The sequence below is a fragment of the Halorientalis marina genome, from assembly GCF_023028345.1.
In the GTDB taxonomy this organism is placed as follows: Archaea; Halobacteriota; Halobacteria; order Halobacteriales; family Haloarculaceae; genus Halorientalis; species Halorientalis marina.
Map to the genome: position 1 here is coordinate 710,329 of NZ_CP095487.1, position 22,205 is coordinate 732,533.

A 22,205-nucleotide genomic window follows, 5' to 3' on the forward strand; every position below is an offset into this window, starting at 1 on the left:
CTCGACTCCCTACCGCCGCCCATGCCAGCGACCGAATCGGGGACCTACCGAGTGTTGCCCGGGACCCGGGAGACCGGGGACCTGACGCTCCTCGAACGGGGGACCGAGGAGCCGATCTACGTCCGGGCCGACGGCTACGACGACGCCCTCCAGGCGACCGTCGACGACCTCGACCCCGGGAACCTGATCGCGGCCACCGTCGAGTGGCCCGCCGAGGGTCGGCCCGCCCTGACCGAGGTGGCAGTCGAGACCGAGACCGTCTTCGAGTTCGTCGACGACGCCGACCACGTCTTCGACCAGGCCGAACGCACCTTCGAGCAGGGGCTCCGCGAGGGGACGCCCATCGCCGCGAACACCACCTACAGCACCGACGGCGAACCCAACGGCGCGCTCTACACCTTCGCCAAACAGGACGGCGAGAAGGACATCTTCGCGGAACTCCGGGACGGCCGAATGACCCTCGAACCCATGATCGACCGCCTCGGCGACGGCGACGCCGAACCGCCCTACGAGGTGTTCGTCATCCGCCCCGTCGAGGCCCGCTTCGTCATCGTCTTTCTCACCGTCGAACCGGAGAGCCTCCTGCCAAACACCATCCGCGACGAGTACGACCGCCCGCGGGTCTGACGGCCACGCCGCTCGTCGCCCGTCGCGACGGCACTCACCCGCCCCAAAGACCAAGCGCCACGGTACCCTATCCCGTGCCGTGACACCCCCCGACGACCTCGCCGAGCGCATCGAGAACCGGCTGATGAGCCACGGCGTCTACATCCGGGACCTCGATTCCGGCGACGACCGCCTCGACGTCACCTACGAGACCGTCCACGCCGAGGAAAGTGTCCCACACACCGACATCGGCCGCGTCATCAATCTCCTGCGGGAGTTCCGCGACGAGGGGTGGGAGCCGGTCGCCGTCCACGGAACCGCCACCGACCTGGAGGGCGAGGAACTCGGCACCTGGCACGCCGAGGCCGCGTGGTTCCACGACCTCGCCGCCGACGAGATCACGGAGACGGAGTTCTCCCAGCGCGTCCTCGACACCATCGAGGAGGCGTAGGACGGGGCCGAATCGGGAGGCCGAGAGATAGGGCTGAACCGGGGCCGGAGCGGGGGCCGAACCGGTCGGGAACGGGGGCGGTGACCGAAGGGGTGAGGGGGAACGCTTACCTTCCCCCGCCACCCGCCGGCGGGTATGGACGAGCGCGACCTCCCCACGATCTGGGAGAACCGCATCCGCTTCGAGGAGACGGACATGCAGGGTGTCGTCTTCTACGCCAACTACGTCACCTTCCAGGACGAGACCACCTCGCAGTTCTTCCGCGAGATTGACTACGGCTACGACGAAATCGAGGACGCCGGCTGGGACGTCCACGTCGTCAACGTCGACATCGACTACCGCGGGCAGGCCGGCTTCGGCGACGAACTTGAACACGGGTATCGCGTCGCCACCATCGGCGAATCGAGCATGACCTCCGAGTACGTCGGCCGGCTGAAAGACGACGGCACCGTCCTCACCGAGGGGACGGTCACCCACGTCGCCGTCGACGGCGAAACCGGCGAGCCCACACGCATCCCCGACGCGTTCCGCGAGGCCGTCCGCGAGTTCCAGGACGAACCGCCAGAGACGGCGGACTGACCCGCCGGCACCGTCTCTCAGAGGTCTCGCCAGTCGGTCACGACGACCGCGAGACCGACACAGACGACCGCCAGTCCGCCCATGACCGCGAAGGGAACGCCGATTCCGTCGGTCGTCTCCAGTATCAGCAACCGATGCAGACCGCGGTGGAAGTGATACAGCGGCACGAGCCGTCCGACGGTCTGGAGAGCGGCCGGCATCACGTCGAGTTCCCAGAACACGCCCGAGAGGAACATCGTCGGGAAGGCGATGGCACCGCCGAGGCTCGTCGCCGCGTCCGGGTCCGGGATGAGGCTCCCGAGCGCGACGCCGAGCCCGGTGAACCCGACAGCACCCACAACGACCAGTGCGAACGCCAGCGGGCCGGGAACTGCCGTGACGCCGAACAACAGCCACGCCACGACCACCATGACGACGGTGAGCAGGACCGCGAGCAGCGACTGGTGAACGACCGTCGCGAGTATCCAGTCCCGCTTCCGGAGCGGCGTCGCGGCCAGTCGCTTGAGCGTCCCCGCGTTCTCGAACCGCGCGACGACGGCCGGCACCGTCATGACGCCGTTGATCAGGACGACCGCCGCGATGAACGCCGGCAGGTAGTAGGCAGCCGCCGGCCGATCCGCCCCGGCGAACCCGCTCTCGTTCATCGTCACCGTCGGCTCGTCCACGCCGAGCGCCCGCTGATTGAACCGGAAAACGACGCTCTCGACGATCCCGCCAACCGTCGCTGCGGACTCGTCGCCGGGCGCCGTCAGATACGTCACCGCGACCGGCTCGGTCCCCGCCGTCGTGTTCCGCGCCTGCCCCAGCCCCTCCCTGACCTGTGCCTGCTGTGAGTCGTTCAGCCGGCCGCTCACCCGGTCGACGGTGTCGGCGATCACCGCCGTCCGGACCTGTAGACTCCGGTTTCGCACCCGGTCCGCGAACCCCTCGGGGATCACCAGCACCCGGCTCGCGTCCCCCGCGTCGCCGGACTCGCGCCACGCCGTGAGGTTCCGGTCGGGTGCGACGGGGCGTACATCGAGCACGTCGACGTCTTCCAGGCCCTCGACGAACGTCGCCGAGAGGTTCGTCGGCTCGCCGTCCGGTCCCACGTCCCGGTTCTGGACGGCGAGCGTGAACTCGGGGCTGCCACCCCCGAAGGCCGTGCTGAAGATCACGAGGAGGATGATCGGGAAGAGGAGGGCGAAAAACACCGCCTCACGGCTCCGCAGCCAGCTCTTCGAGAGCGCGACGACGAGGCTCGCGACGCGTCTCACGCCAGGTCACCGCCCGCGTCGAGCGTGCCGCCCGCGAGTCGCAGGAACACGTCCGCCATCCCCGCACTGACGAGGTCGATGGACCGACTCCCCGGGAGGTCGTGGAGCCGCCCGAACGCCGCCTGTGCGCGCGAGCGGTCGTCGAACAGGCCGACGAGGTCGTCCGTCTCGTTCCGGTATACCTCCGTCGCGGCCGACCGGAGCGCGGTTTCGACGGCCTCGGCGGCCGACGCCGACGCGTCCCGCGCGACGCTCACGACGAGCTTGACGTCGCCGCCGTAGGCGTCGACGAGTTCCGAGACGGTGTCGACCGCCACGACCGCCCCGTCGACCAGCAGCGCCGTCCGGTCGGCGAGTTCCTCGACTTCCTCCATGTAGTGGGTCGTCAGGACGACGGTCGTCCCGCCGTCCGCGAGCCGCTCGATCTGGGTCCACGTCGTCCGCCGGGCCGCGGGGTCGAGCCCCGTCGTCGGTTCGTCGAGAAAGAGCACCTCGGGATCGCTCACGATCGCCATCGCCAGCCCGGTCCGTTGCTGGTAGCCCCCGGACAGCGCGTCGAAACGAGTGTCCGCGTACTCGGTGAGGTCGAGCCGGTCGAGGACCGACTCGACGGCCAGCCCATCGTCGTACAACTGCCGCGTCAGCGCGACGTTCTCCCGGACCGTGAGCCGGTCGAACGCCCGAAACGACTGCGGCAGGACGCCGATCCGTTCCTTGATGGCGTGGGCGTCCGTCGCGATGTCGTACCCGAGGACCGTCGCCGATCCGCCCGTCGGCGTCCGCAGACATTCGAGCATCTCGACGAGCGTGGTCTTGCCCGCCCCGTTCGGCCCGACGACCGCGAATATTTCCTCGTGCCCGATGGTGAACGTTACCTCGTCGACTGCGACCGTCCCGTCGTACACCTTCTCGAGACCCTCGAGCGCAATCGCGGCCTCGCCGTCCGTACCCTGTCGGTGCATCGGGAACCCTCGTGGAGCCGACGCCGCGGCCGTCGACCGCTATCGTACCGACAATCGACACATCAGCTACATATCGGTTTCGGTGGCCCCAGTACCGGTGACGAACGCTCGGACGCACGAGCGGTGGCCGAGTGCGACCGCGCCGCACACGGTGACCGTCGGGCAACGGACGAGGGGAGAGCCCGGGACGCCCATCGCCGTCCCCACGACGACCGCGATATCGCCGAGCGACGTGGGAACCGGACCGGAACTCCCTCGCAGGGCCGACGAGCGTCTTCCGCCGGCCGAAGGGGCGGTCTAGCACACCGGCTTCGGGTCGATCCCGAGGGCGTCGAGCGTGTCGGCGTAGGCCGCGTAGGCCGCGTCGACGACCGCGACCGCGGCGGTCTCCGCTTCGTCCCAGTCGGCGTCGTCGGCACAGACCGAATCGAGGACGGCCGCGGCCTCGTCGGTCCGGTTTTTCGCCGCCGTTCGGACGTCCCGTAGCAGGTCGGCCCGCCGCTCGTCGGCCTCGTTGACGAAGAAATTCACCGCCTGGAGGAGCGTGCGCTCGGCCACGAGTGCCTCGCCGACGAGGGCACCCACCCGCGCCGGCGGCTCCTCGAACTCCCCGAGGGCGGCCACGACCGCCGGCGGCTCACCGGTCGGCTCGCCGTCCATCGCTGCCGTTACCCGGCCGTACTCCTCGTCGGCGGCCTCGGCGGTCGCGGCGAACAGCGCCGTCGCGTCCGCGTCGTCGGTCGTCTCGGCCCACTCCTCGCAGGTCTCTCGCAGTCCCGCGAGGGTCGCGGCGACGTGTTCGAGGACCGGGTCGGCCGCGAGATCCGCGTCCGTCGCCGCGATCATCGCCTTGTCCGAGCCCAGTCGGTCGAGTTCCGTTCGTTCGTCCTCCCGGACTCCGTCGACCAGCGTCGGTCCGTTCATGCCAGGTCGTTCGACCGCGGGTGGCTTATCTCTCCCGCCGCGGCGCCCGCCGTTTTATCCCCGCCGGGAGCCTACTGGCGGGCATGACCGACTACCGCGACCCCGAGGGCGAGGTCGCGTCGCTCTCGCCGGACGCGCTCGCCGACCGGTTGGCCGCCGGCGAACCGGTCCGGGTACTCGACGTGCGAAACCGCGACGAGTTCGAGGCCTGGCACGTCGAGGGCCCGAGCGTCACGACCACCCTCGTCCCATACATGAAGTGGGTCCAGGCCGACGCCACCGACTCGGTGGCCGACCGCGCCGCCGACGTCGACGGTGAGGGACCGATCCTCGTCGTCTGTGCCCGCGGCGAGGCCAGCGCCTACGTCGCCGACCTGCTCGACCGCGCCGGCCACGACGCTACAAACCTCGACGGTGGCATGGAGGCCTGGGCCCGCGTCTCTCGGACCGCCGAACTCGCCACCGACCCGGCGACAGTCGTCCAGTATCGCCGCCCGTCGACTGGCTGTCTCGGCTACCTCGTCGTCGCCGGGGACGAGGCCGTCGTCGTCGATCCGCTCCGGGCGTTCGTCGACCGCTACGTCGACGACGCCGCGACCCGCGGGGCCGAGATCACCACCGTCGTCGACACGCACGTCCACGCCGACCACGTCAGCGGCCTGCGCGAACTCGCCGACCGCACCGGCGCGACGCCGGTCGTGCCCCGCATGAGCATCGAACGCGGCGTCACCTACGACGCCGAGCCGATCATCCACGGCGAGGAGCTCGCCGTCGGCGACACCGCCATGGAAGCCATCCATCTCCCCGGCCACACGACGGGGATGACGGCGTTCCTGCTCGACGGCCTTTTGCTCGCGGGTGACAGTCTGTTCGTCGAGAGCGTCGCCCGCCCCGACCTGGAGGAGGGGGCCGACGGCGCGCCCGCGCTCGCGGCCCAGCTCTACGAGTCCCTGACCGCCCGGCTGGCGGACCTCCCCGACGAGACGCTGGTCGCGCCCGGCCACTACAGCCCGGACGCGACCCCCCGCGAGGACGGTGCCTACGCCGCTCCGCTTGGCGACCTCCGGGACCGACTCGCCGTCTTCTCGATGGACCGCCAGTCGTTCACCGGCCGGATCGTGATGGACACGCCCGACCGGCCCGCGAACTTCCAGCGGATCGTCGCCATCAACCTCGGGCTGGAGGACGCCGACGACGAGGACGCCTTCGAGCTGGAACTCGGGCCGAACAACTGCGCCGCCAGCCCCGACCTCGCGGACTGACGTGGCCGACCCTGCCGCCGTCCGCGAGGCCGTCCTCGCCGAGCACGCCTCGACCGTCGAGCGCGTCCTCGCCTGCGCCGAGGCCGTCGCGGACACGTACGACTCGCCGCCGACCGACGGCCGCGAACTCGCGAGGACACTCGAACGGGCGCTCTCGGCGGCCGACGTCCTCCCGGCGCTCCCCGGCGTCCTCGTCACGGCCGTCGACGCCGTCGATGGCACGCTCCCGGCGTCGCCGGTCGCCGCCCCGCCGTACGTCGTCGTCACGAGTCGCGGACCGGTCCTCCGTGCGACCCTCTCCGACTACCGGCTGGTCGTCACCCTGTGCACCTTCGAGACCGAGCGCGACCCGCGCCGATACGTCCGGGGGCCGTCGGACCCGGCCGCCGCCCTCTCCGTCGCCGTCCGGGACTGACCGATCCCGCAAGACACTTTTTGTCGCCCGTGGCAACTGCGCCCATGACCCCCCGTAGTGCCCTCGGGGCGATAGTGCTCGCAGCCCTCCTGATCGGTAGCGCCGGCGCCACCGATGCCGTCACGGCGCCGTCGTCTGCCCCCGCCACGAACACGACGGCCCAGGACGCCGCCGACATCGGCACCTGGACCGCGCCGGCGGCCGACTTCGACGACCTCGACGACCGCGAGGCGGTCCGGACGGCGATCGGGAACGGGTCGCTGACCCGCGACGACACCGTCGCCGACCGGGACGTCGCCGTCCTCGCGGTCCCCGCGTCGGGCGCCTTCGGCGCGCTCGACCGACAGAAAGACGAGAACGAGCCGTACGCGGACGCCTTCGTCGACCTGGTCGGGTCCCGCGAGGGCTTTCGCTTCCACCTGAACCAGACGAATCCGGCGCCGAACCTCGCGCCCGCCCGCCTCGACCTCGCGGCGACGAACGAGAACGACGGCCTCCGGGTGGTCCCCGACGAGGCGAACGGCACGCTGTTCGTCGCGCTCAAGACCGACCGACTGGTTCTGGACCGGCCCGACCGTGCGGGCGTGCGCGTCCGGCCCGGACAGGAGTACGAGGCGAACTTCACCATCGCCGAATCGGTCGGCCTCTCCGGCGGCCGCCGGACGTCGCTCGGCACCGTCGAGATCGCCGAGCGGACGGCTGGCTTCGAGACCACGGACGGGACGCTCCGGTTGGACCTGGGTCGGCAGTGCAACGCGGTCGCCGGTCAGTCCTCGGTCGCGCCCGGCACGGACGTGACCGTCCGCCTCCGTGGCACGGGTGACGCCTTCTCGCTGACGCGCGATGTGACCGTCGACCGCAACGGTACTTTCCGGACGGACGTCGAGAACCTCACCCGGCCGTCGGAGACCGCGTTCGTCGCCACGGTCCGCGGGTTCCCCGACAGCGAGACCGACGGCGTCGTCGGCTTCGGCCGGAGTCTCACGACCGTCGCCGCGAGCGACCAGTCCGGCGCCGGTCGAACGGTCACAGTCGACTCGGTGTTCCTGTTCGAACCGGGCTTCGTCGTCCTCTATCCGGCCGACGCCGCGCCCGAGCGGACTGCGCCGGCGAGGTGCCCCGTCGAGATCGACCGCGACCGCGCCGCGGATACCGTCGGCGTGAGCGTCCGTCTCCCCGAGGACAGGTCGACGAACGTGACGGTCCGGCTCGACGACCCGCTCGCCGAATCGCGCCGGCTCGTCGCCGTCCCCTTCCTCGATTCGAACCGGAACGGTCGGTTCGACCCGGGCGTCGACGACCCGGTGTTCGTCAACGGGACCCTCGTCGCCGCCGACCTGAACGTCTCGCTCGCCGCGAACGAGACGACACTGACCACGACCGCACCGCCGACCACTGACTCGCCGACGACCGCGACGACGCCGACGACGACGACCTCGCCCACGCCTCATCCCCCCGATACCCCCGATCCGGAGACGGCCACCACCGCACCGCCGACCACCGCCGACGGCCCCGGATTCGGCCCGCTCGCGGCACTGCTCGCGCTGGTCGCACTGGCTGCACTCGCGACCGCTCGGCGGTCGTGACCGCGCCGCTTCCGGTGGCTTGATAGCGCCGGCCACGCTGACTCGCGTCTATGGACGCGGCGCTTGGCCCGCCCGAGAAGATGGCCGACCGGGCCGACGACCTGACGCCGATGATGCGCCAGTACTTCGAGCTCTGCTCGGCGTACGACGACTCGCTCGTCCTCTTCCAGGTGGGGGACTTCTACGAGGCGTTCTGTGACGCCGCCGAGCGCGTCTCGCGGCTCTGTGAGATCACGCTCACCAAACGCGAGGACTCGACCGGCACCTACCCGATGGCCGGTGTCCCTATCGACAACGCCGAGAGCTACATCGACACCTTGCTGGATGCCGGCTACCGCGTCGCCGTCGCCGACCAGGTCCAGGACCCGGAGGAAGCCACGGGCGTCGTCGACCGCGCGGTGACGCGGGTTGTCACCCCCGGGACGCTCACCGAGGACGAACTCCTCCGCACCGACGACAACAACTTCGTCGCCTGTCTCGCGCTGGCCGACGGCGAGTACGGGCTGGCCGTGCTCGACGTCTCGACCGGCGACTTCTACGCCACGAGCGTCGCCCGCGAGTCCGCCGTCGTCGACGAACTCGGGCGCTTCTCGCCGGCGGAAGCCATCGTCGGCCCCGACGCCCCGGACCTCTTCGCCGACGACTGCATGGTCACGCCCTACGACGGGGCCGTCTTCGCCGACGACCACGCCCGGGAGCTGGTCGCGGCCTACTTCGGCGACCCCGACGCCCTCCTGGCTGGCGACGCCGAAATCAGTGCCTGCGGTGCCCTCCTCGACTACGCCGAGTACACGCGCGGTGCCGAAACCGACGACGGAGCGGCGCCCGACGACGGCGGGGCGTCGGCCGCTTCCGTGGATGGCGACGGGGCCGCCGGCGACGACCACGGTCGACTCGACTACCTCAACCACCTCACGCGCTACGACCCTCGCGAATACCTCCTGCTCGACCGCGTGGCCCTGGAGAGCCTGGAACTGTTCGACCGCCGGGCGGTCCACGGGCGCGCCGGCGCGACCCTCGCCGAAGTGCTCGACGAGACGGCCTGCGCGCTCGGCGGCCGGGAACTCAAAGACTGGCTCCGCCGGCCGCTGCTCGACCGCGACCGCATCGCGGCCCGCCACGACGCCGTCGGCGAACTCACGGGCGACGTGCGGACCCGCGAACGCCTCCACGACGACCTCCGGGACGTGTACGACATCGAGCGGCTGATATCGAGGGTATCGCGGGCCCGCGCGAACGCCCGCGACCTCCGCTCGCTGAAAGCGACCCTCGACGTGGTGCCCGAACTCCGGGAGACGCTCGCTGACGCCGACTGCGAGAAACTCCGCGCCCTCCGGGACCGTCTCGACCCGCTCGAAGACGTGCGCGACCGGATCGGTCGGGCCATCCGCGAGGAGCCCCCCATCGAAGTGACCGAGGGCGGCGTCGTCCGCGAGGGGTACGACGCGGACCTCGACGACCTGCGCGAGACCGAGCGTTCCGGCAAGCAGTGGATCGACGCCCTGGAGGAGACCGAGCGCGAACGGACCGGCGTCGACTCGCTGAAAGTCGGGCACAACTCCGTTCACGGCTACTACATCGAGGTGACCGACCCAAACCTCGACGCGGTGCCCGAGGATTACGAGCGTCGCCAGACCCTGAAGAACTCCGAGCGGTTCGTCACGCCCGAACTCAAGGCCCGCGAGGACGAGATCATCCAGGCCGAACAGCGGGCCGACGACCTCGAATACCGGCTGTTCCGGGAGACGCGCGACGCCGTCGCCGCCGAAGCCGAGCGCGTCCAGGCCGTCGCCGAGGCGCTGGCCGAACTCGACGCCCTCGTCTCGCTCGCGACGGTCGCCGCGGAACACGACTACACGCGCCCGTCGTTCGTCGACGCACCGAAACACGTCGACATCCGCGGCGGCCGCCACCCCGTCGTCGAGCGCACCCAGGAGTCGTTCGTCCCCAACGACACACGCCTCGACGCCGACCGCTTCTTCGCGGTCGTCACCGGCCCGAACATGAGCGGGAAGTCGACCTACATGCGCCAGGTCGCGCTGATCCAGCTGATGGCACAGGCCGGGGGGTTCGTGCCCGCCGCCGACGCCGACCTCGCGCTCGTCGACCGGGTGTTCACCCGCGTCGGCGCCAGCGACGACATCGCAGGCGGGAAATCGACGTTCATGGTCGAGATGACCGAGTTGGCAACCATCCTCGACAACGCGACCGAGCGCTCGCTGATCCTGCTCGACGAGGTGGGCCGGGGCACCAGCACGGCCGACGGCCTCGCCATCGCGCGGGCGGTCACCGAGTACGTCCACGACGAGATCGGGGCGCGCACGCTCTTTGCCACCCACCACCACGAACTCACCGAGACGGCCGTAGACCTGCCGGGCGCGTTCAATCTGCACTTCACGGCCGAACAGCGGGGCGAGCGGGTCGACTTCGACCACGAGGTCCGGTCCGGCCCCGCCGCGGCGTCCTACGGCGTCGAGGTCGCCCGTGAGGCCGGCATCCCCGAGGCCGTGGTCGAGCGCTCGCGGGCGCTGCTCGACGCCGACGAACCCGGCCGCGGGGATAGCGACGAGACGGCGAACGGCCACCGCCCCGACGTGCGCTCGAACGGCGCGACGGCCGACGGGGATTCGGCCGCGACGGACGACGCGGCCGACGACACGGCCGACGGCGCGGCGGACTCGACGGACGTTGACCTCGCGGCGACAATCCGCGCACAGAACCTCGCGACGACGACGCCTATCGAGGCGCTGCAACTGCTGCACGACCTGCAGGAACGGCTCGACGACTAGTCCTCGATGGGTGCCGACGCCTCGCCGTCGTCCGCGTCGCCGTCGTCCGCGGTGGGGTCGTCGGTCGCCGGTTCGAGCGCGACGAATGCCAGTCCCTTCTCGGCGAGGAGGCCGCGGGCGCGGTCGGTCACGGAGGGCGCGACGAGGATACCCCGCACCTCGGCGTCGGCGTGGAGGTCCCGCGAGAGCGCGTCCACGTACCGCGAGAGCTGGCCCACGGCGTCCGGGCCGACGCGCCTGCGTTTCAGCTCCACGACGACCGGCCGGTCGCGCTCGTCCTCGCCGTAGATGTCGACGGCGCCCGCCGGCGTCTCCCGCTCGGTCGACAGCGGCGTGAACGACTCCTCGACGAGGTCCGGGTCCGCGAGGATACGCTGGCGGAGGTCCTCCTCGGTCCCGACGAGCGAGAGGTCCTCCTCGTCGGTGACGCCGTAGGCGACGACGTGATGGACCGTCTCGAAGGTGACCACGAGTTCCTCCTCGGGCGTCGAGCGCAGGCTGTGGAGTTCGAGTCGGCCGTCGGCCAGCCCCGCCTCCTGCGTACAGCCCGGCGGTTGCCAGTTGACGGGCTGTTGCCCCTCGTCGGTGTGGACGAGGATCGTCCCGTCGGGTTTGCAAACGACCAGCCGGTCGCCGGGGCCGAGGCGGCTCGACGCGCGCCCGTCGTAGTCGACGGTACAGCGGCCAAAGACCGTCACCATCGCGTCCCGGTCGATGGCGGCGGCGATCCGGTCGCGCGCCGTGGCGGGGGCCGGCCCCGTCAGCGTCTCGACCCCCTCCTCGCCCGTCGGTGTGTCCTCCGTCACTGTCACGGGAGTAGCCGCCGCCGGGCGCATAAGCCCGTCGGGACCGCACCGGTTCGGGTCCCCTCATTCGCTCGCCCCGTCGGCGCCCGGGCCGAACACGACCGTCCGGTCGCCCGCCCACGCCCGAAGCCGGACCCGGAGCCGGTCGCGTGCCTCGGCGGGCGTCAGTCGCCCCTCGTCGACTGCCGCGGCGAGGACGCCCTTCGTCCCCGTGAACCAGCCACGGACGAGCGCGCCGTCGGCCCGTGCGTCGGCCGCGTCGATGCCGATCAGTGCGCCCGCACCCGACCGATCGGTCTCGACCGCGGGGAACCCGAACCAGCAGACGAAGAAGGGTTCCGTCCCGTCACGGTCGATCCGGTAACAGGCCTCGTACGTACAGAAATCCAGGTGCGTGTCCACGACCGTCTCGAAGGACACGCCGGTCGCGAGCGGCGCGGGATCGACGCCGGGGACCGTATGCGGGTCGACGCTCGGCTTCTCGTCGTGATCGCCGCTCGCGCTGGCCCCGCTCTCCGTGACCGCCGCGAGCGAATCCAGCAGTCCACACTCGTGGGCGCCGCCGTGTGAGTAGTGACAGTCGTATCGGCCGTCGGCGCGCTCGACGGCCACCAGTGCCCTGTGTCCCACCGGAATCACGGGCGGGTCTGGTCACGGTCTGGTACAAAAAAGTCGGGAACGCGACCGCGGTTCACCAGCGGCGCGACGGGTCCGCCCCGCGGACGACTGGATTACTCGACCTCGATGGTGTGGCCGCGGGTCGTCGCGCCGTCGAGGACCGGCAGCCGGACTTCGAGGATGCCGTTGCGGTACTCCGCGGCGATCTCCTCGGGCTCGATCTCCTTGGGCATCCGGAACGTCCGGTGGTAGGTCTGCTTGCGCCCGGCCGCCTCGTCCTCGTGTTCGGCCGAGATATCCAGTCGCCCCTCGTACCAGTTGACCTCGATCTCCTCGCGCTCGAAGCCCGGCATCTCCACGGTGAGGACGAACTCGCCGTCCTCCTCGTAGAGTTCGTAGTCGTCGCTGCCGAACCCGGGGAACAGCCGGGACGGCAGGTCCACGCTGCTCGTCCACGAACTGGCTGGGTTGGTTGGCAGGGCCATCGAGCATCACCCATCGAATGCTAGATTTGCGATTCTGTATAAAGTTTGTGTGGTGGCTGGTAACTCTCCACACGAAACTGAGGGGTCGAGCGGCTGGCGAAACAACGGCATAACGGGGTGAAAGTGGGACCTACTGTCAGCCACGTGGGTCGACGACTTCGGCGGTTTCGGCGAGGGATTCGGCCCGTTTATATAGGTCGTCCGGTTCGATGGCGGCGACCGCCTCGAGGGTGGCGTTGGTCTCTGCCTGGTCGGGGGCGAAGCGGTTACAGCCGGCGGGGATCGTCGAGTCGGTGAAGGTCCCGATCTCGCGGGCGCGTTCGACGATGTCGTTTTTGTCCATCGTGAGCAGGGGGCGATGAATCGGGAGGTCGGTGGCGGCGCTCGTCACCCGGAGGTTCCGGGCGGTCTGACTGGACTTCTGCCCGATGGACTCGCCGGTGACGATGCCGCCGGCGCCGGTCCGCTCCGCGACCGCCTCGGCGACGGCGAACGTGAACCGCCGGAAGACGAGCATCCGGCCGGTGCCGAGGTCGTCGGCCAGCGACTCGACGACCGGCCCGCCCGGGACGACCCGCAGTGGCATCTCGAAGTTCGGCGCGTACTCGGCGAGCGTCCGGACGGTCTCGACCGCGCGGGCCCGATGGTCGGGGCCGCCGTACGCCCCGAGATCGACGTAGACGGGGACGACCGGACAGCCCTTCCGCATACACTCGTAGGCGGCGACCGGCGAGTCGATGCCGCCGCTGACCAGCGCGACGACCGACTGCTGGCTCCCCAGCGGGAACCCACCCGGCCCCGCAACCGTCTCCAGGAAGACGAACGCCTCGTCTTCGCGGACCTCGACGTTGAACGTCAGGTCCGGGTCGTCGAGGTCGACCACCGGCTCGAAGTCGTCGGCGACGGTCTCCCAGATCGCCTCCCCGCCCGCCTCGGCGAGGTCCTCGCTCGTGAACGGGTAGTCCGTCCCGGCCCGCCGGGGGTCAACCGCGAAGCTCCCGCCGTCGTAGCGCGCGTCGGCCGTCCGGACGAGCGCGTCGACGATTGCGTCGTGCTCCGGCGGGACCGACAGCGCCGGACTCGTCGAGACGACGCCGAAGACATCGGCCGCCGCCCGCGCTGCCCGGGCCGCACTCCCCTCCCTCGTCCGGATCCGCGGCCGCGTCGGGTGGGCCTCGACCTCGCCGTCGATTCCCCGGTCGGCCAGCACGGCGGCGACGTTGTCGAGCAGCCGGTCCGCCATCTTCCCGCGGACCTGCCTGCTCTTCGTGCCCATATCGCCGTACCTGACGAGGACGGTGTCGGCACCCGGCGGCTCCATGCCCGATACCAGACGACTGGAGGCTAAATCCCTGTCGTCGCCGCTCTCCGCCCTCGATTCCATTCATATATGTTACTCTTCCCGTGAACGCTCGCACACTGACTGCCGGTAACGGCCTTCTACTGTCCGTTCCAAACATGACTAACCAGTTGGGCATTGATATTTTATAAGTCGAAACCGTACTTGCTTGTGTACCATGCCAACTCCAGGCTCGGAACGGATCTGGTTGCTGATCGGAACTGCACTGATGGCGCTCGGGACGCTGGCGTTCATCGCGATGGGTTGGAACGAGGACGACCCAGAGGCACAGGAGTATTACATCATAACCATATTCATCCCGGCCATCGCGGCGACGTCGTACTTCTCGATGGTCATGGGATTCGGGTTGACGGAGATCACGGTCGCCGGCGAGGTCCTGGACATCTACTGGGCCCGCTACGCCGACTGGCTGTTCACGACGCCGCTGTTGCTCGTTGACCTCGCCCTGCTCGCCGGGGCGGACCGCAACACCATCGCGACGCTGGTCGGCCTCGACGTCGGGATGATCGTCACCGGTCTCGTGGGTGCACTGGTGACCTCCAGCGTGACGATGCGGATCGCCTGGTGGGGAATCAGCTGTGGCTTCTTCCTGGCCCTGCTGTACATCCTCGTCAGCAGGCTGTCGGCCCAGGCCGCGACCCAGAGCGGGGACGTGGCGAGTCTGTTCAGCACGCTCAGGAACGTGGTGATACTCCTCTGGACGGCGTACCCCATCGTGTGGATCGTCGGCACGGAGGGGCTCGGCCTCATCGGACTCTACCCCGAGACGGCCGCGTTCATGGTCCTCGACGTGACCGCGAAGGTCGGCTTCGGCTTCCTGCTGCTCCGCAGCCGGAACGTCCTCGACCAGGTGAGCAGCAGCGCACCCGAAACAGCCGCTGCCGACTGACGAGACGACCGCTCGTTGCGTTTTTTGTGCCACGCGATCAGCGCCCGTTTCACGACCAGCGACCCGTATCCGACTCCTGACTCCATGACACCACCCCCTGACGTGCTCCCCGCCGGCCGCGCCCGCCGGGGAAAACCACATGGTGGTGCCCCGTGAATCCACAAGCCATGCGGGGGATGGTCGGATGGACCACACGGGCGGCAGTCGCGACCACGGGGGGAGCCGGACGCACGAGCGCGGCCGTCGCGGTCGCGACCGGCGCATCGGCGCTTCCGTCCCTCTCCTACGCCGAGTTTCACCTCGTGTTCGTCCTGCCCGTCCTCCTCGGACTGGCCGCCGTCGCCTCCTACCCGCTCGGGAATCGGCCGTACGCCGCGCCGGCGGGAATCGCCATCCTCGCCGTCGTCGCCCTCCTCTATACGACACCCTGGGACAACCACCTCATCGCCGTCGGCGTCTGGGGGTACGCGGAGGGGGCCGTCCTCTTCCGTATCTGGGAGGCACCCATCGAGGAGTACCTCTTTTTCGTCCTCCAGCCGCTCGTGACGAGCCTGTGGCTGTGTCGCCTGCCCGCCGTCACCGACGCCGACCCCATCGGTGATCGCGACTTCGGTATCCCGCTGGGCCACCACGCGCTGGGCCTGCTCGGCGGCGGCCTCGTCAGCGCCGCCGGCTGGCTGCTCGTCGGGCAGTACTACTACATCGGCACCCTCCTGCTGTGGGCCGGCCCGCCGCTCGCGATCCAGTGGGCCTTCGCCTGGCCGGTCCTCTGGGACCTCCGCCGAACGCTGGCGGTCGGCGTCCTCGTCCCCACCGTCTACCTCTGGATCGTCGACCGCATCGCCATCGCCATGGGTATCTGGTTTTTCAACCCGGCCTACATGACCGGGCTCGCCGTGTTCGGCCTGCCCGTCGAGGAGATGCTCTTTTTCCTGCTCACGAACGTCTTCCTCGTCCAGGGCCTGCTCCTGTTCTGGTGGGTCACCGACCGCTGGCCCGCGGTCCTGGCCCGCTGGCAGGGCGTGACCGACCGCTGGGGACGGGCCACCGACGGATGAACCGGCTCACGAGCGGCGAGACCGCCGTTCCGGTCCCCGGCATCGACCTCGCGTCGCCCGTCCGGGCGACGCTCGTCCGTGGCGTCCTCCTGCCAGGGTGGGTCGTCACCGCCGCGCTCGCCGTCCCCTTCGCGCTCGGGCTCTCGGTCCCGCCTGTCGTCCAGTTCGTCCCGCTGGTCGCCAGCGCCGTCGTCCTCGGCCTCCCCCACGGCGCGGTCGACCACCTCGCCTACCCCCGCGTCAACGGCGACCCGGTCACGCTCCGGGCCGTCGGCGTCGTCGTCGGCGTCTACGTCTGCCTCGGGACCGTCTACGCGGCCGTCTGGTTCCTCGCCCCGCTCCCCGCATTCCTCGTGTTCGTCGCCCTCACCTGGGCCCACTGGGGCCAGGGTGACCTCTATGCACTCCTCGCGGTCGCCGACGCCGACCACCTCCGGACCCGGACACAGCGCGCGCTCGCGACGGTCGTCCGCGGCGGCCTCCCCATGCTCGTCCCCCTGCTCGCCTTCCCCGACGTGTACCGCCGGGTCGCCCGTGCGTTCGTCGGCCTCTTCGGGAGCGCCTCGGTCGCCGACGCCGCGTGGCTGTTCGCCGCCGACACCCGCCTCGCCCTCGCGGTCGGGTACGGCCTCCTGACGGTCGGGACGCTCGCGCTCGGGTTCGCCCGCGCCGACGACCGCACGCCCTGGCTCGTCGACGCCGGGGAGACCCTGTTGCTCCTCGCGTACTTCGCAGTCGTCCCGCCGATCCTCGCGGTCGGCGTCTACTTCTGTGTCTGGCACTCCTACCGCCACATCGCACGGCTCGTCCTGCTCGAATCGGGGTCGCGGACGGCCCTCACCGACCGCGACCTGTGGCCGGCGCTCCGGCGGTTCGCGCTGGAGGCGGCACCACTGACCGCCGTCTCGCTCGCGCTGCTGGGCGGCCTCTATCTCGTGATCCCCCGCCGGCCCGGGGACGCGCTCGGGGTGGTCGCGCTCTATCTCGTCCTCATCGCAGTCCTGACGCTGCCCCACGTCGCCGTCGTCTCGTGGATGGACCGCCAGCAGTCGGTGTGGGGCTGAGCCGCGTTTCGGGCCTCGAAACAATGTTTTATTAAAAGTTTGTGGCCGAGCGAGGGTCGCCCATGCAGGTGGGTGGGGTACTCGGCGACGAGACAGCCGTCTCGACGGTCATCAGCGTCGTCCTCATGGTCGCGATCACCGTGACGCTCGCGGCGGTGGTCGGCGCGTTCGTGTTCGGCTTCGAGGAGCCACGGGAGAGCGCGCCGCAGGTCGAGTTCGAGTTCGAGAAGATCGACCAGCCCTCCGGTCACGACGAGGTCGTCGTCACGCACGCCAACGGCGAGACGGTCCAGAACACGAACCTCTATATCACGAGCGACGAGGGCATCCGGGACGCCGACGGCTCGCCGTCGTCGGACTCGCGGCTCAGCTGGTTCCGGCTCGCCGAGGACGACGGCGCGGAACGCGGCGCGGCGCTCCGGGTCGAGGACAGCCTCCGGTTCGAGACGAAGGCAGCCGACATCGAGAACGTCGAGGTGCGGCTGATCTGGCAGCCCAGCCCCGACGCCCCGTCGGCGATCCTCGCCCGCTGGATCACCCGGGGCTAGAACGGCGAGCGGTTCAGCAGGCGCATCAGTGCGGTCATCCCCTTCGCGTACCACTCGTTGGGCACCGGCCCCGGCGGGGCGTTCGGCCCCGTCCGCTGTTCCGCGATGGTCTGTGCCTCCGTGTACTTCAGCAGTCCCTCGCGGCCGTGGCGCCGGCCCACGCCCGAGTCCTTGAAGCCGCCCATCGGCGCGTCGACCGACCCGTAGCTCGCGACGTAGGCGTCGTTGACGTTGACCGTCCCCGCCTCGATCCGCGCTGCGACCTCGCGGCCCCGCTCGCTGTCCTCCGTGTAGACGCTCGCGTTCAGCCCGTAGTCGGTGTCGTTGGCCCGCTCGATAGCCTCGGCCTCCGATTCGACGCCGTAGATGGCCGTCACCGGCCCGAACGTCTCCTCCGTACACAGCGCGATCTCGTCGGTCACGTCCGTCAGGATCGTCGGCTCGTAGACGTACGGGCCGACCTCGGGCCGGGCCTGCCCGCCGGTCAGCACCGTCGCGCCCTTCTCGACGGCGTCGTCGACGTGGTCCTCGACGCGCCCGAGGTGTTCGGCGGAGATGAGCGACCCGACGTCGATCCCCCAGTCGGTGCCGGTCCCGAGCGTCAGCGACTCCGTCGCGGCGACGAATCGCTCGGTGAACTCCTCCCGGAGCGACTCGTGGACGTAGATGCGCTCGGCGGCGAGACAGAGCTGGCCGGCGTTGTTGAACGAGCCGACCACCGCGCCCCGCACTGCCTTCCCGAGGTCGGCGTCGTCGAGGACCAGCATCGGGTTCTTCCCGCCGAGTTCCAGCGAGCAGTCGATGAGGTTTCGCCCGCACTGCTCGGCGATGGCCCGCCCCGTCTCCGTGCTCCCCGTGAAGGTGAGGTAATCGACCGAATCGATCAGCGGCGGCCCCACCTCGACGCCCTCGCCGGTCACGATCTGGAACAGGTCCTCCGGGAGCCCCGCCTCGATCAGCAGCTCCCGTGCTTTCAGCGCCGTGAACGAGGTGTGCTCGTCGGGCTTGAGGACGACGCCGTTGCCCGCCAAAAGCGCCGGAATCGCGTCCGACACCGTCAGCGCCAGGGGGTAGTTCCACGGGCTGATGATCCCAACGACACCCACCGGGTGGTGGCGCTCCTCGACGCGGGTCGCCAGCGGGATCGCCCCACGGCGTTTCGCCGGCGCCAGCATCCCCGGCCCCTCCGCGGCGTAGTATCGGGCCGTCCCCGCCACGTCGATGACCTCCTCGAAGGCGTCTAGTCGCGCCTTCCCCGTCTCGGCCTGGATCACGTCCAGCATCCCCGCCTGCCGGTCGAGGATCAGTTCGGCCAGTCCCTCGAACACCGCGGCGCGCTCCGCGACGGGGCGGTCGGCCCACCGCTTCCCGGCCTCGCGGGCGCGCTCGACGGCCTCGGTCACGTCTTCGGCCGTCCCCGCCGGAATCGTCGCCAGCGGCTCCCCTGTGAACGACGCGACCACCTCGATCCCCTCGCGGTCGTCGCCGGCGAGTGTCACCCCATCGACCAGGCGCTCGAACTCGTCGCGCTCGGTCTCGACATCGAGTGTCGTTGCCATACCCCACTGTTCGGGCGACCGCTCCCTGTAGCTGTCGGTCGACCCTCGCAGTCCACACTGCTCCGGTTTCCTATAGCGCCCTCCGATTTATTCGCTGGTCCGCCCGGCCACGCGGAGACCGGGCGAACCGCTCGGCTGACCACGACGAACTCCGTGATACGACGGAAAACGAGAAGCCGGCGGCTGGACGGTTCGGAGCAGCGTAAAAAGACGCGAATTCGATTACTTGCCGCGACCCTGGCCGCTGTGGACGCTGGGGCGAGTGTGTTCGGTACCCTTGCCCTTCTTGTCGAGGCCGCGGTTGGACTTGCCGGCGCTGGTCAGGCCACGGTAGGCCCGGCCGCGCTGGGTGTCGTCACAGATCCAGTTGAGGTCGTCGTCGTTCTCGATGGCCGGGTGGTGCGGGTCGAGGAGGATGACCTCGAACCACTTCTGCCGGCCGTCTTCGCCGACCCAGTAGGAGTTCAGCACGCGCAGATTGCGGTACTTCCGGGTGGCGCGTTCCTCGGCGACGCGCTGGAGGTTCTTCCGGCGGGTGATCCGGGTCACACCCTGGCGCTTCGAGCGCCGGCCGGCCGTGAACCGCTTCTTGCGCGCGCCGCCTTTCCGGATACTGAGGCGGGCGACGACGACGCCCTGTTTGGCCTTGTAGCCCAGCGAACGGGCCTTGTCCAGCCGGGTCGGGCGCTCGACGCGCTCGATGGCGCCCTGTTCGCGCCAGTCCTGCTGTCGCTGCCACTGGAGTTCGGCGAGTTTGCCGTCGTCCGGGTCCTTCCACGCTTCCTGAATGTGGGAGTAGAAGCTCTTTGCCATGGATTATCACCACGGGCGTTGCGTGGTTCAAACCGCGGAGGGCGGTCCTCCGGCGGTTCACATCCCGACCTGTGATGGCCGGCGCGGCCGGCGTGACAGGTGCCCACTGGTGCCCGTCGACCAGCGAGTTACCCCTCTCTTCCCAGCTTTCGGGGTTAAGCGCTTCGAACTGGCTCGACCGTCGCGACCGCCGGGACGTCGCTCACAGTCCCCAGAAGGCGGCGATACCGACGGTGGTCACGACCGCGAGCAACAGCTGCAGGGGGCCGCCGACGCGGACGAAGTCGCTGAACTCGTACTGGCCGGGCCCGTAGACGAAGAGGTTGGTCTGGTAGCCGACGGGGGACATAAACGCCGTGCTTGCGGCGAAGGTCACCGCGAGCACGAACGAAAACTGGTTCACACCGAGTCTGGCAGCGGCATCGATGGCGACGGGGACGAGCAAGACGACGCTGGCCTGGTTGCTGATGAGATTGGTCATCAGCGCCGTCACCAGGTAGAACAGCCCCAGAACGGCGACGGCTGGCAGGACGGCGGCGCTGGAGACGACGAGTTCGCCGAGGAAGTCCGCACCCCCGGTTTCCTGCATCGCCTTCCCAAGCGGGATGACGCCGGCGAGCAGGAAGACGACGTCCCACTGGACTGCCTCGTAGGCCTCGGCCGGTTTCACCACGCCGGCGGCGATCATGGCGACGACGCCGCCTAACGCCGAGACCATGATGGGCAGGAGGTCCACCGCGGCCAGTCCGACGACGCCGAGGACGGTCACGACGGCGATGGGGAGTTTCGACCGGCGGAACTCCTGGAGCGCCAGTTCCCCGGCGACGATGACGTTCGGGTCGTCGGCCAGGCGGTCGACGGACTCGGCCCGGGACTCGATGAGCAACACGTCGCCGGGCTTGAGTACGAAGTCGGTCAGTCGCTCGTGGGTGACCTCGCCACCGCGACGGATGGCGAGCACGCGTGCCTGGTAGTTGTCCGCGAACTCCTTCGAGGCGACGGTCTCGCCGATCAGGTCCGACCCGGCCGTGAGCACGATCTCGACGAGGGTCTGCTCCGGGGCGAGCGTGTCGAGTTCGACCTCCGCGGTCACGCCCGGGACCAGGTCGACGCCATCGACGTCGAGCAGGTCGCGCAGCCCTTCGTCCGTAGTCCGGATGGTGTAGACGTCGTCCGCCTCGACGGCCGTCGACGTCGGCGGGTTCCGGACGTAGCTGTAGTCTCGGATGAGCTGGTCGACGTCCACCTCGAAGTCGACGGTTTCGAAGACCTCCTGGATGGTCATGCCGACCACGGGCGAATCCTCGCGGACGACGACCTCCGTCAGATACTCCTCTTCGGCCGTCGTCGCTCGCTCGCTCCGCGGCGTGACGTGGTCGGGCGTGAGCCAGTGGCCGACCGTCAGGAGGTAGGCGGCTCCTACGAGGAAGACGACCAGGCCGAGGTGAGTGAACTCGAACATCGAGAACGGCTGGCCGAGGTACTGCGCCGAGAGGCTGCTCGCGATGAGGTTCGTTGAGGTGCCGATGAGGGTGAGCATCCCGCCGAACATCGACGCGTACGACAGCGGCATGAGGAGTTTCGACGGCGAGGTACCGCTCTCGTGGGCCAGGTCGTTGACCATCGGCACGAGGACGGCGACGGCGGCCGTGTTGTTGATGAGTCCCGAGAGCGGGCCGACGATGCCGATGGTCGTCCCCAGTTGTTTCCGTTCGTCGGACCCGGTGAACGACGAGACGGCCTCCTGGAGCCGCTGGATGAGCCCCGTCCGGCGCACCCCCTCGCTCAGTATCATCATCGCCAGGATGGTGATGGTGGCGGCGTTCGAGAAGCCGGCCACACCGTCGCTCGGCGAGACGCCGGTCCACGGCCCGAGCACCATCAGCGTCACCATGATGCCGATGGCCGTCACGTCGATGGGCACGGGTTCGGTGACGAACAGGACCAGTGCCGCGAAAATGACGAGGAAGACGACGAGTGCGCCGGTCGTCAATGCAGCCATCGCTTACCCGAGTTGTGGACGCTCGGAGGGAAAATATCCCGCGGCCGTTCCCAGAACGTGGGGCGAACCTAGTCGCGGTGACGCTGGCCGACCAGGACCGCGACCGCTGACGACGCGGTCGGCCGTGTCGCCGAACACCTGGTCGCCGATGCGTGGTTTGTCCTCGCCGAGGA

The 22,205-nt window shown here is 69.8% G+C and carries 21 protein-coding genes; 11 read left to right on the top strand and 10 right to left on the bottom strand.

What is annotated here, in order from left to right:
- Window positions 1–21 precede the first annotated feature (21 nt).
- From MUG96_RS03805 to MUG96_RS03815, 3 genes are all read left to right on the top strand, one after another.
- Window positions 22–627: a DUF6663 family protein gene (locus tag MUG96_RS03805; RefSeq protein ID WP_246986658.1), complete on the top strand. Its 606-nt coding sequence runs from the start codon at window positions 22–24 to the stop codon at window positions 625–627.
- A 79-nt stretch (window positions 628–706) separates the two neighbouring features.
- A complete protein-coding gene (locus MUG96_RS03810; RefSeq protein ID WP_246986660.1) occupies window positions 707–1,057 on the top strand; it encodes a DUF8159 domain-containing protein in 351 nt (116 codons plus the stop codon).
- 135 nt (window positions 1,058–1,192) lie between these two features.
- The gene (locus MUG96_RS03815) at window positions 1,193–1,636 is read left to right on the top strand and encodes an acyl-CoA thioesterase (RefSeq protein WP_246986662.1); all 444 of its coding nucleotides are present in this window, start codon (window positions 1,193–1,195) and stop codon (window positions 1,634–1,636) included.
- 17 nt (window positions 1,637–1,653) lie between these two features.
- On the opposite strand, the gene MUG96_RS03820 is transcribed toward MUG96_RS03815, so the two are convergent.
- The 3 genes from MUG96_RS03820 to MUG96_RS03830 form a co-directional block, all read right to left on the bottom strand.
- Entirely contained in the window at window positions 1,654–2,892 is a 1,239-nt protein-coding gene (locus tag MUG96_RS03820) for an ABC transporter permease (protein WP_246986663.1), read from the bottom strand.
- Entirely contained in the window at window positions 2,889–3,854 is a 966-nt protein-coding gene (locus MUG96_RS03825) for an ABC transporter ATP-binding protein (protein ID WP_246986665.1), read from the bottom strand. The genes MUG96_RS03820 and MUG96_RS03825 overlap by 4 nt, the downstream gene beginning before the upstream one ends.
- A 297-nt stretch (window positions 3,855–4,151) precedes the next feature.
- Window positions 4,152–4,778 (bottom strand): rubrerythrin family protein, encoded by a 627-nt coding sequence (locus MUG96_RS03830; protein ID WP_246986668.1) that lies wholly within the window; start codon window positions 4,776–4,778, stop codon window positions 4,152–4,154.
- An 83-nt stretch (window positions 4,779–4,861) separates the two neighbouring features.
- Here MUG96_RS03830 and MUG96_RS03835 point away from each other — a divergent pair, with 83 nt between their 5' ends.
- Genes MUG96_RS03835 through mutS form a run of 4 tightly spaced genes read left to right on the top strand, consistent with a single transcriptional unit; the run spans window position 4,862 to window position 10,830 of the window.
- A complete protein-coding gene (locus MUG96_RS03835; RefSeq protein WP_246986670.1) occupies window positions 4,862–6,040 on the top strand; it encodes an MBL fold metallo-hydrolase in 1,179 nt (392 codons plus the stop codon).
- Between the two features lies 1 nt (window position 6,041).
- Window positions 6,042–6,455, top strand: a complete 414-nt coding sequence (locus MUG96_RS03840) for a DUF7988 family protein (protein WP_246986672.1) — start codon at window positions 6,042–6,044, stop codon at window positions 6,453–6,455.
- A gap of 44 nt (window positions 6,456–6,499) precedes the next feature.
- Entirely contained in the window at window positions 6,500–8,041 is a 1,542-nt protein-coding gene (locus MUG96_RS03845; RefSeq protein WP_246986674.1) for a DUF7282 domain-containing protein, read from the top strand.
- Between the two features lie 50 nt (window positions 8,042–8,091).
- A complete protein-coding gene (mutS, locus tag MUG96_RS03850; protein WP_246986676.1) occupies window positions 8,092–10,830 on the top strand; it encodes a DNA mismatch repair protein MutS in 2,739 nt (912 codons plus the stop codon).
- Here the strand turns inward: mutS and nucS are convergent.
- The 4 genes from nucS to MUG96_RS03870 all read right to left on the bottom strand — a co-directional run bounded on the left by nucS (window position 10,827) and on the right by MUG96_RS03870 (window position 14,060).
- Window positions 10,827–11,636, bottom strand: coding sequence for an endonuclease NucS (gene nucS / locus MUG96_RS03855; protein WP_373222086.1), 810 nt, complete (start codon window positions 11,634–11,636; stop codon window positions 10,827–10,829). The two genes, mutS and nucS, sit on opposite strands and share 4 nt — an antisense overlap.
- Window positions 11,637–11,699: 63 nt before the next feature.
- Window positions 11,700–12,275, bottom strand: coding sequence for a DUF6735 family protein (locus MUG96_RS03860; RefSeq protein ID WP_246986678.1), 576 nt, complete (start codon window positions 12,273–12,275; stop codon window positions 11,700–11,702).
- 92 nt (window positions 12,276–12,367) lie between these two features.
- On the bottom strand, window positions 12,368–12,739 hold the full coding sequence (locus MUG96_RS03865; RefSeq protein WP_246986680.1) for an Hsp20/alpha crystallin family protein: 372 nt from the start codon (window positions 12,737–12,739) through the stop codon (window positions 12,368–12,370).
- Window positions 12,740–12,875: 136 nt separating this feature from the next.
- Window positions 12,876–14,060 (bottom strand): tRNA sulfurtransferase, encoded by a 1,185-nt coding sequence (locus tag MUG96_RS03870; RefSeq protein ID WP_246986682.1) that lies wholly within the window; start codon window positions 14,058–14,060, stop codon window positions 12,876–12,878.
- A 196-nt stretch (window positions 14,061–14,256) separates the two neighbouring features.
- Here MUG96_RS03870 and MUG96_RS03875 point away from each other — a divergent pair, with 196 nt between their 5' ends.
- From MUG96_RS03875 to MUG96_RS03890, 4 genes are all read left to right on the top strand, one after another.
- Complete coding sequence (locus MUG96_RS03875) at window positions 14,257–14,988, top strand: bacteriorhodopsin (protein ID WP_246986684.1); 732 nt, start codon at window positions 14,257–14,259, stop codon at window positions 14,986–14,988.
- A 152-nt stretch (window positions 14,989–15,140) separates the two neighbouring features.
- On the top strand, window positions 15,141–16,046 hold the full coding sequence (locus MUG96_RS03880) for a lycopene cyclase domain-containing protein (RefSeq protein ID WP_246986686.1): 906 nt from the start codon (window positions 15,141–15,143) through the stop codon (window positions 16,044–16,046).
- Window positions 16,043–17,110, top strand: a complete 1,068-nt coding sequence (locus MUG96_RS03885) for a Brp/Blh family beta-carotene 15,15'-dioxygenase (protein ID WP_246986688.1) — start codon at window positions 16,043–16,045, stop codon at window positions 17,108–17,110. Before MUG96_RS03880 ends, MUG96_RS03885 begins: the two co-directional genes overlap by 4 nt.
- A gap of 62 nt (window positions 17,111–17,172) precedes the next feature.
- On the top strand, window positions 17,173–17,658 hold the full coding sequence (locus MUG96_RS03890) for a type IV pilin N-terminal domain-containing protein (protein ID WP_246986690.1): 486 nt from the start codon (window positions 17,173–17,175) through the stop codon (window positions 17,656–17,658).
- On the opposite strand, the gene MUG96_RS03895 is transcribed toward MUG96_RS03890, so the two are convergent.
- From MUG96_RS03895 to MUG96_RS03905, 3 genes are all read right to left on the bottom strand, one after another.
- Window positions 17,655–19,217, bottom strand: coding sequence for a succinic semialdehyde dehydrogenase (locus MUG96_RS03895; protein WP_246986692.1), 1,563 nt, complete (start codon window positions 19,215–19,217; stop codon window positions 17,655–17,657). The genes MUG96_RS03890 and MUG96_RS03895 overlap by 4 nt on opposite strands.
- 222 nt (window positions 19,218–19,439) lie before the next feature.
- Complete coding sequence (locus MUG96_RS03900; RefSeq protein ID WP_246986694.1) at window positions 19,440–20,030, bottom strand: 50S ribosomal protein L15e; 591 nt, start codon at window positions 20,028–20,030, stop codon at window positions 19,440–19,442.
- Window positions 20,031–20,232: 202 nt separating this feature from the next.
- A complete protein-coding gene (locus MUG96_RS03905; RefSeq protein ID WP_246986696.1) occupies window positions 20,233–22,032 on the bottom strand; it encodes an SLC13 family permease in 1,800 nt (599 codons plus the stop codon).
- Between the last annotated feature and the right edge of the window lie 173 nt (window positions 22,033–22,205).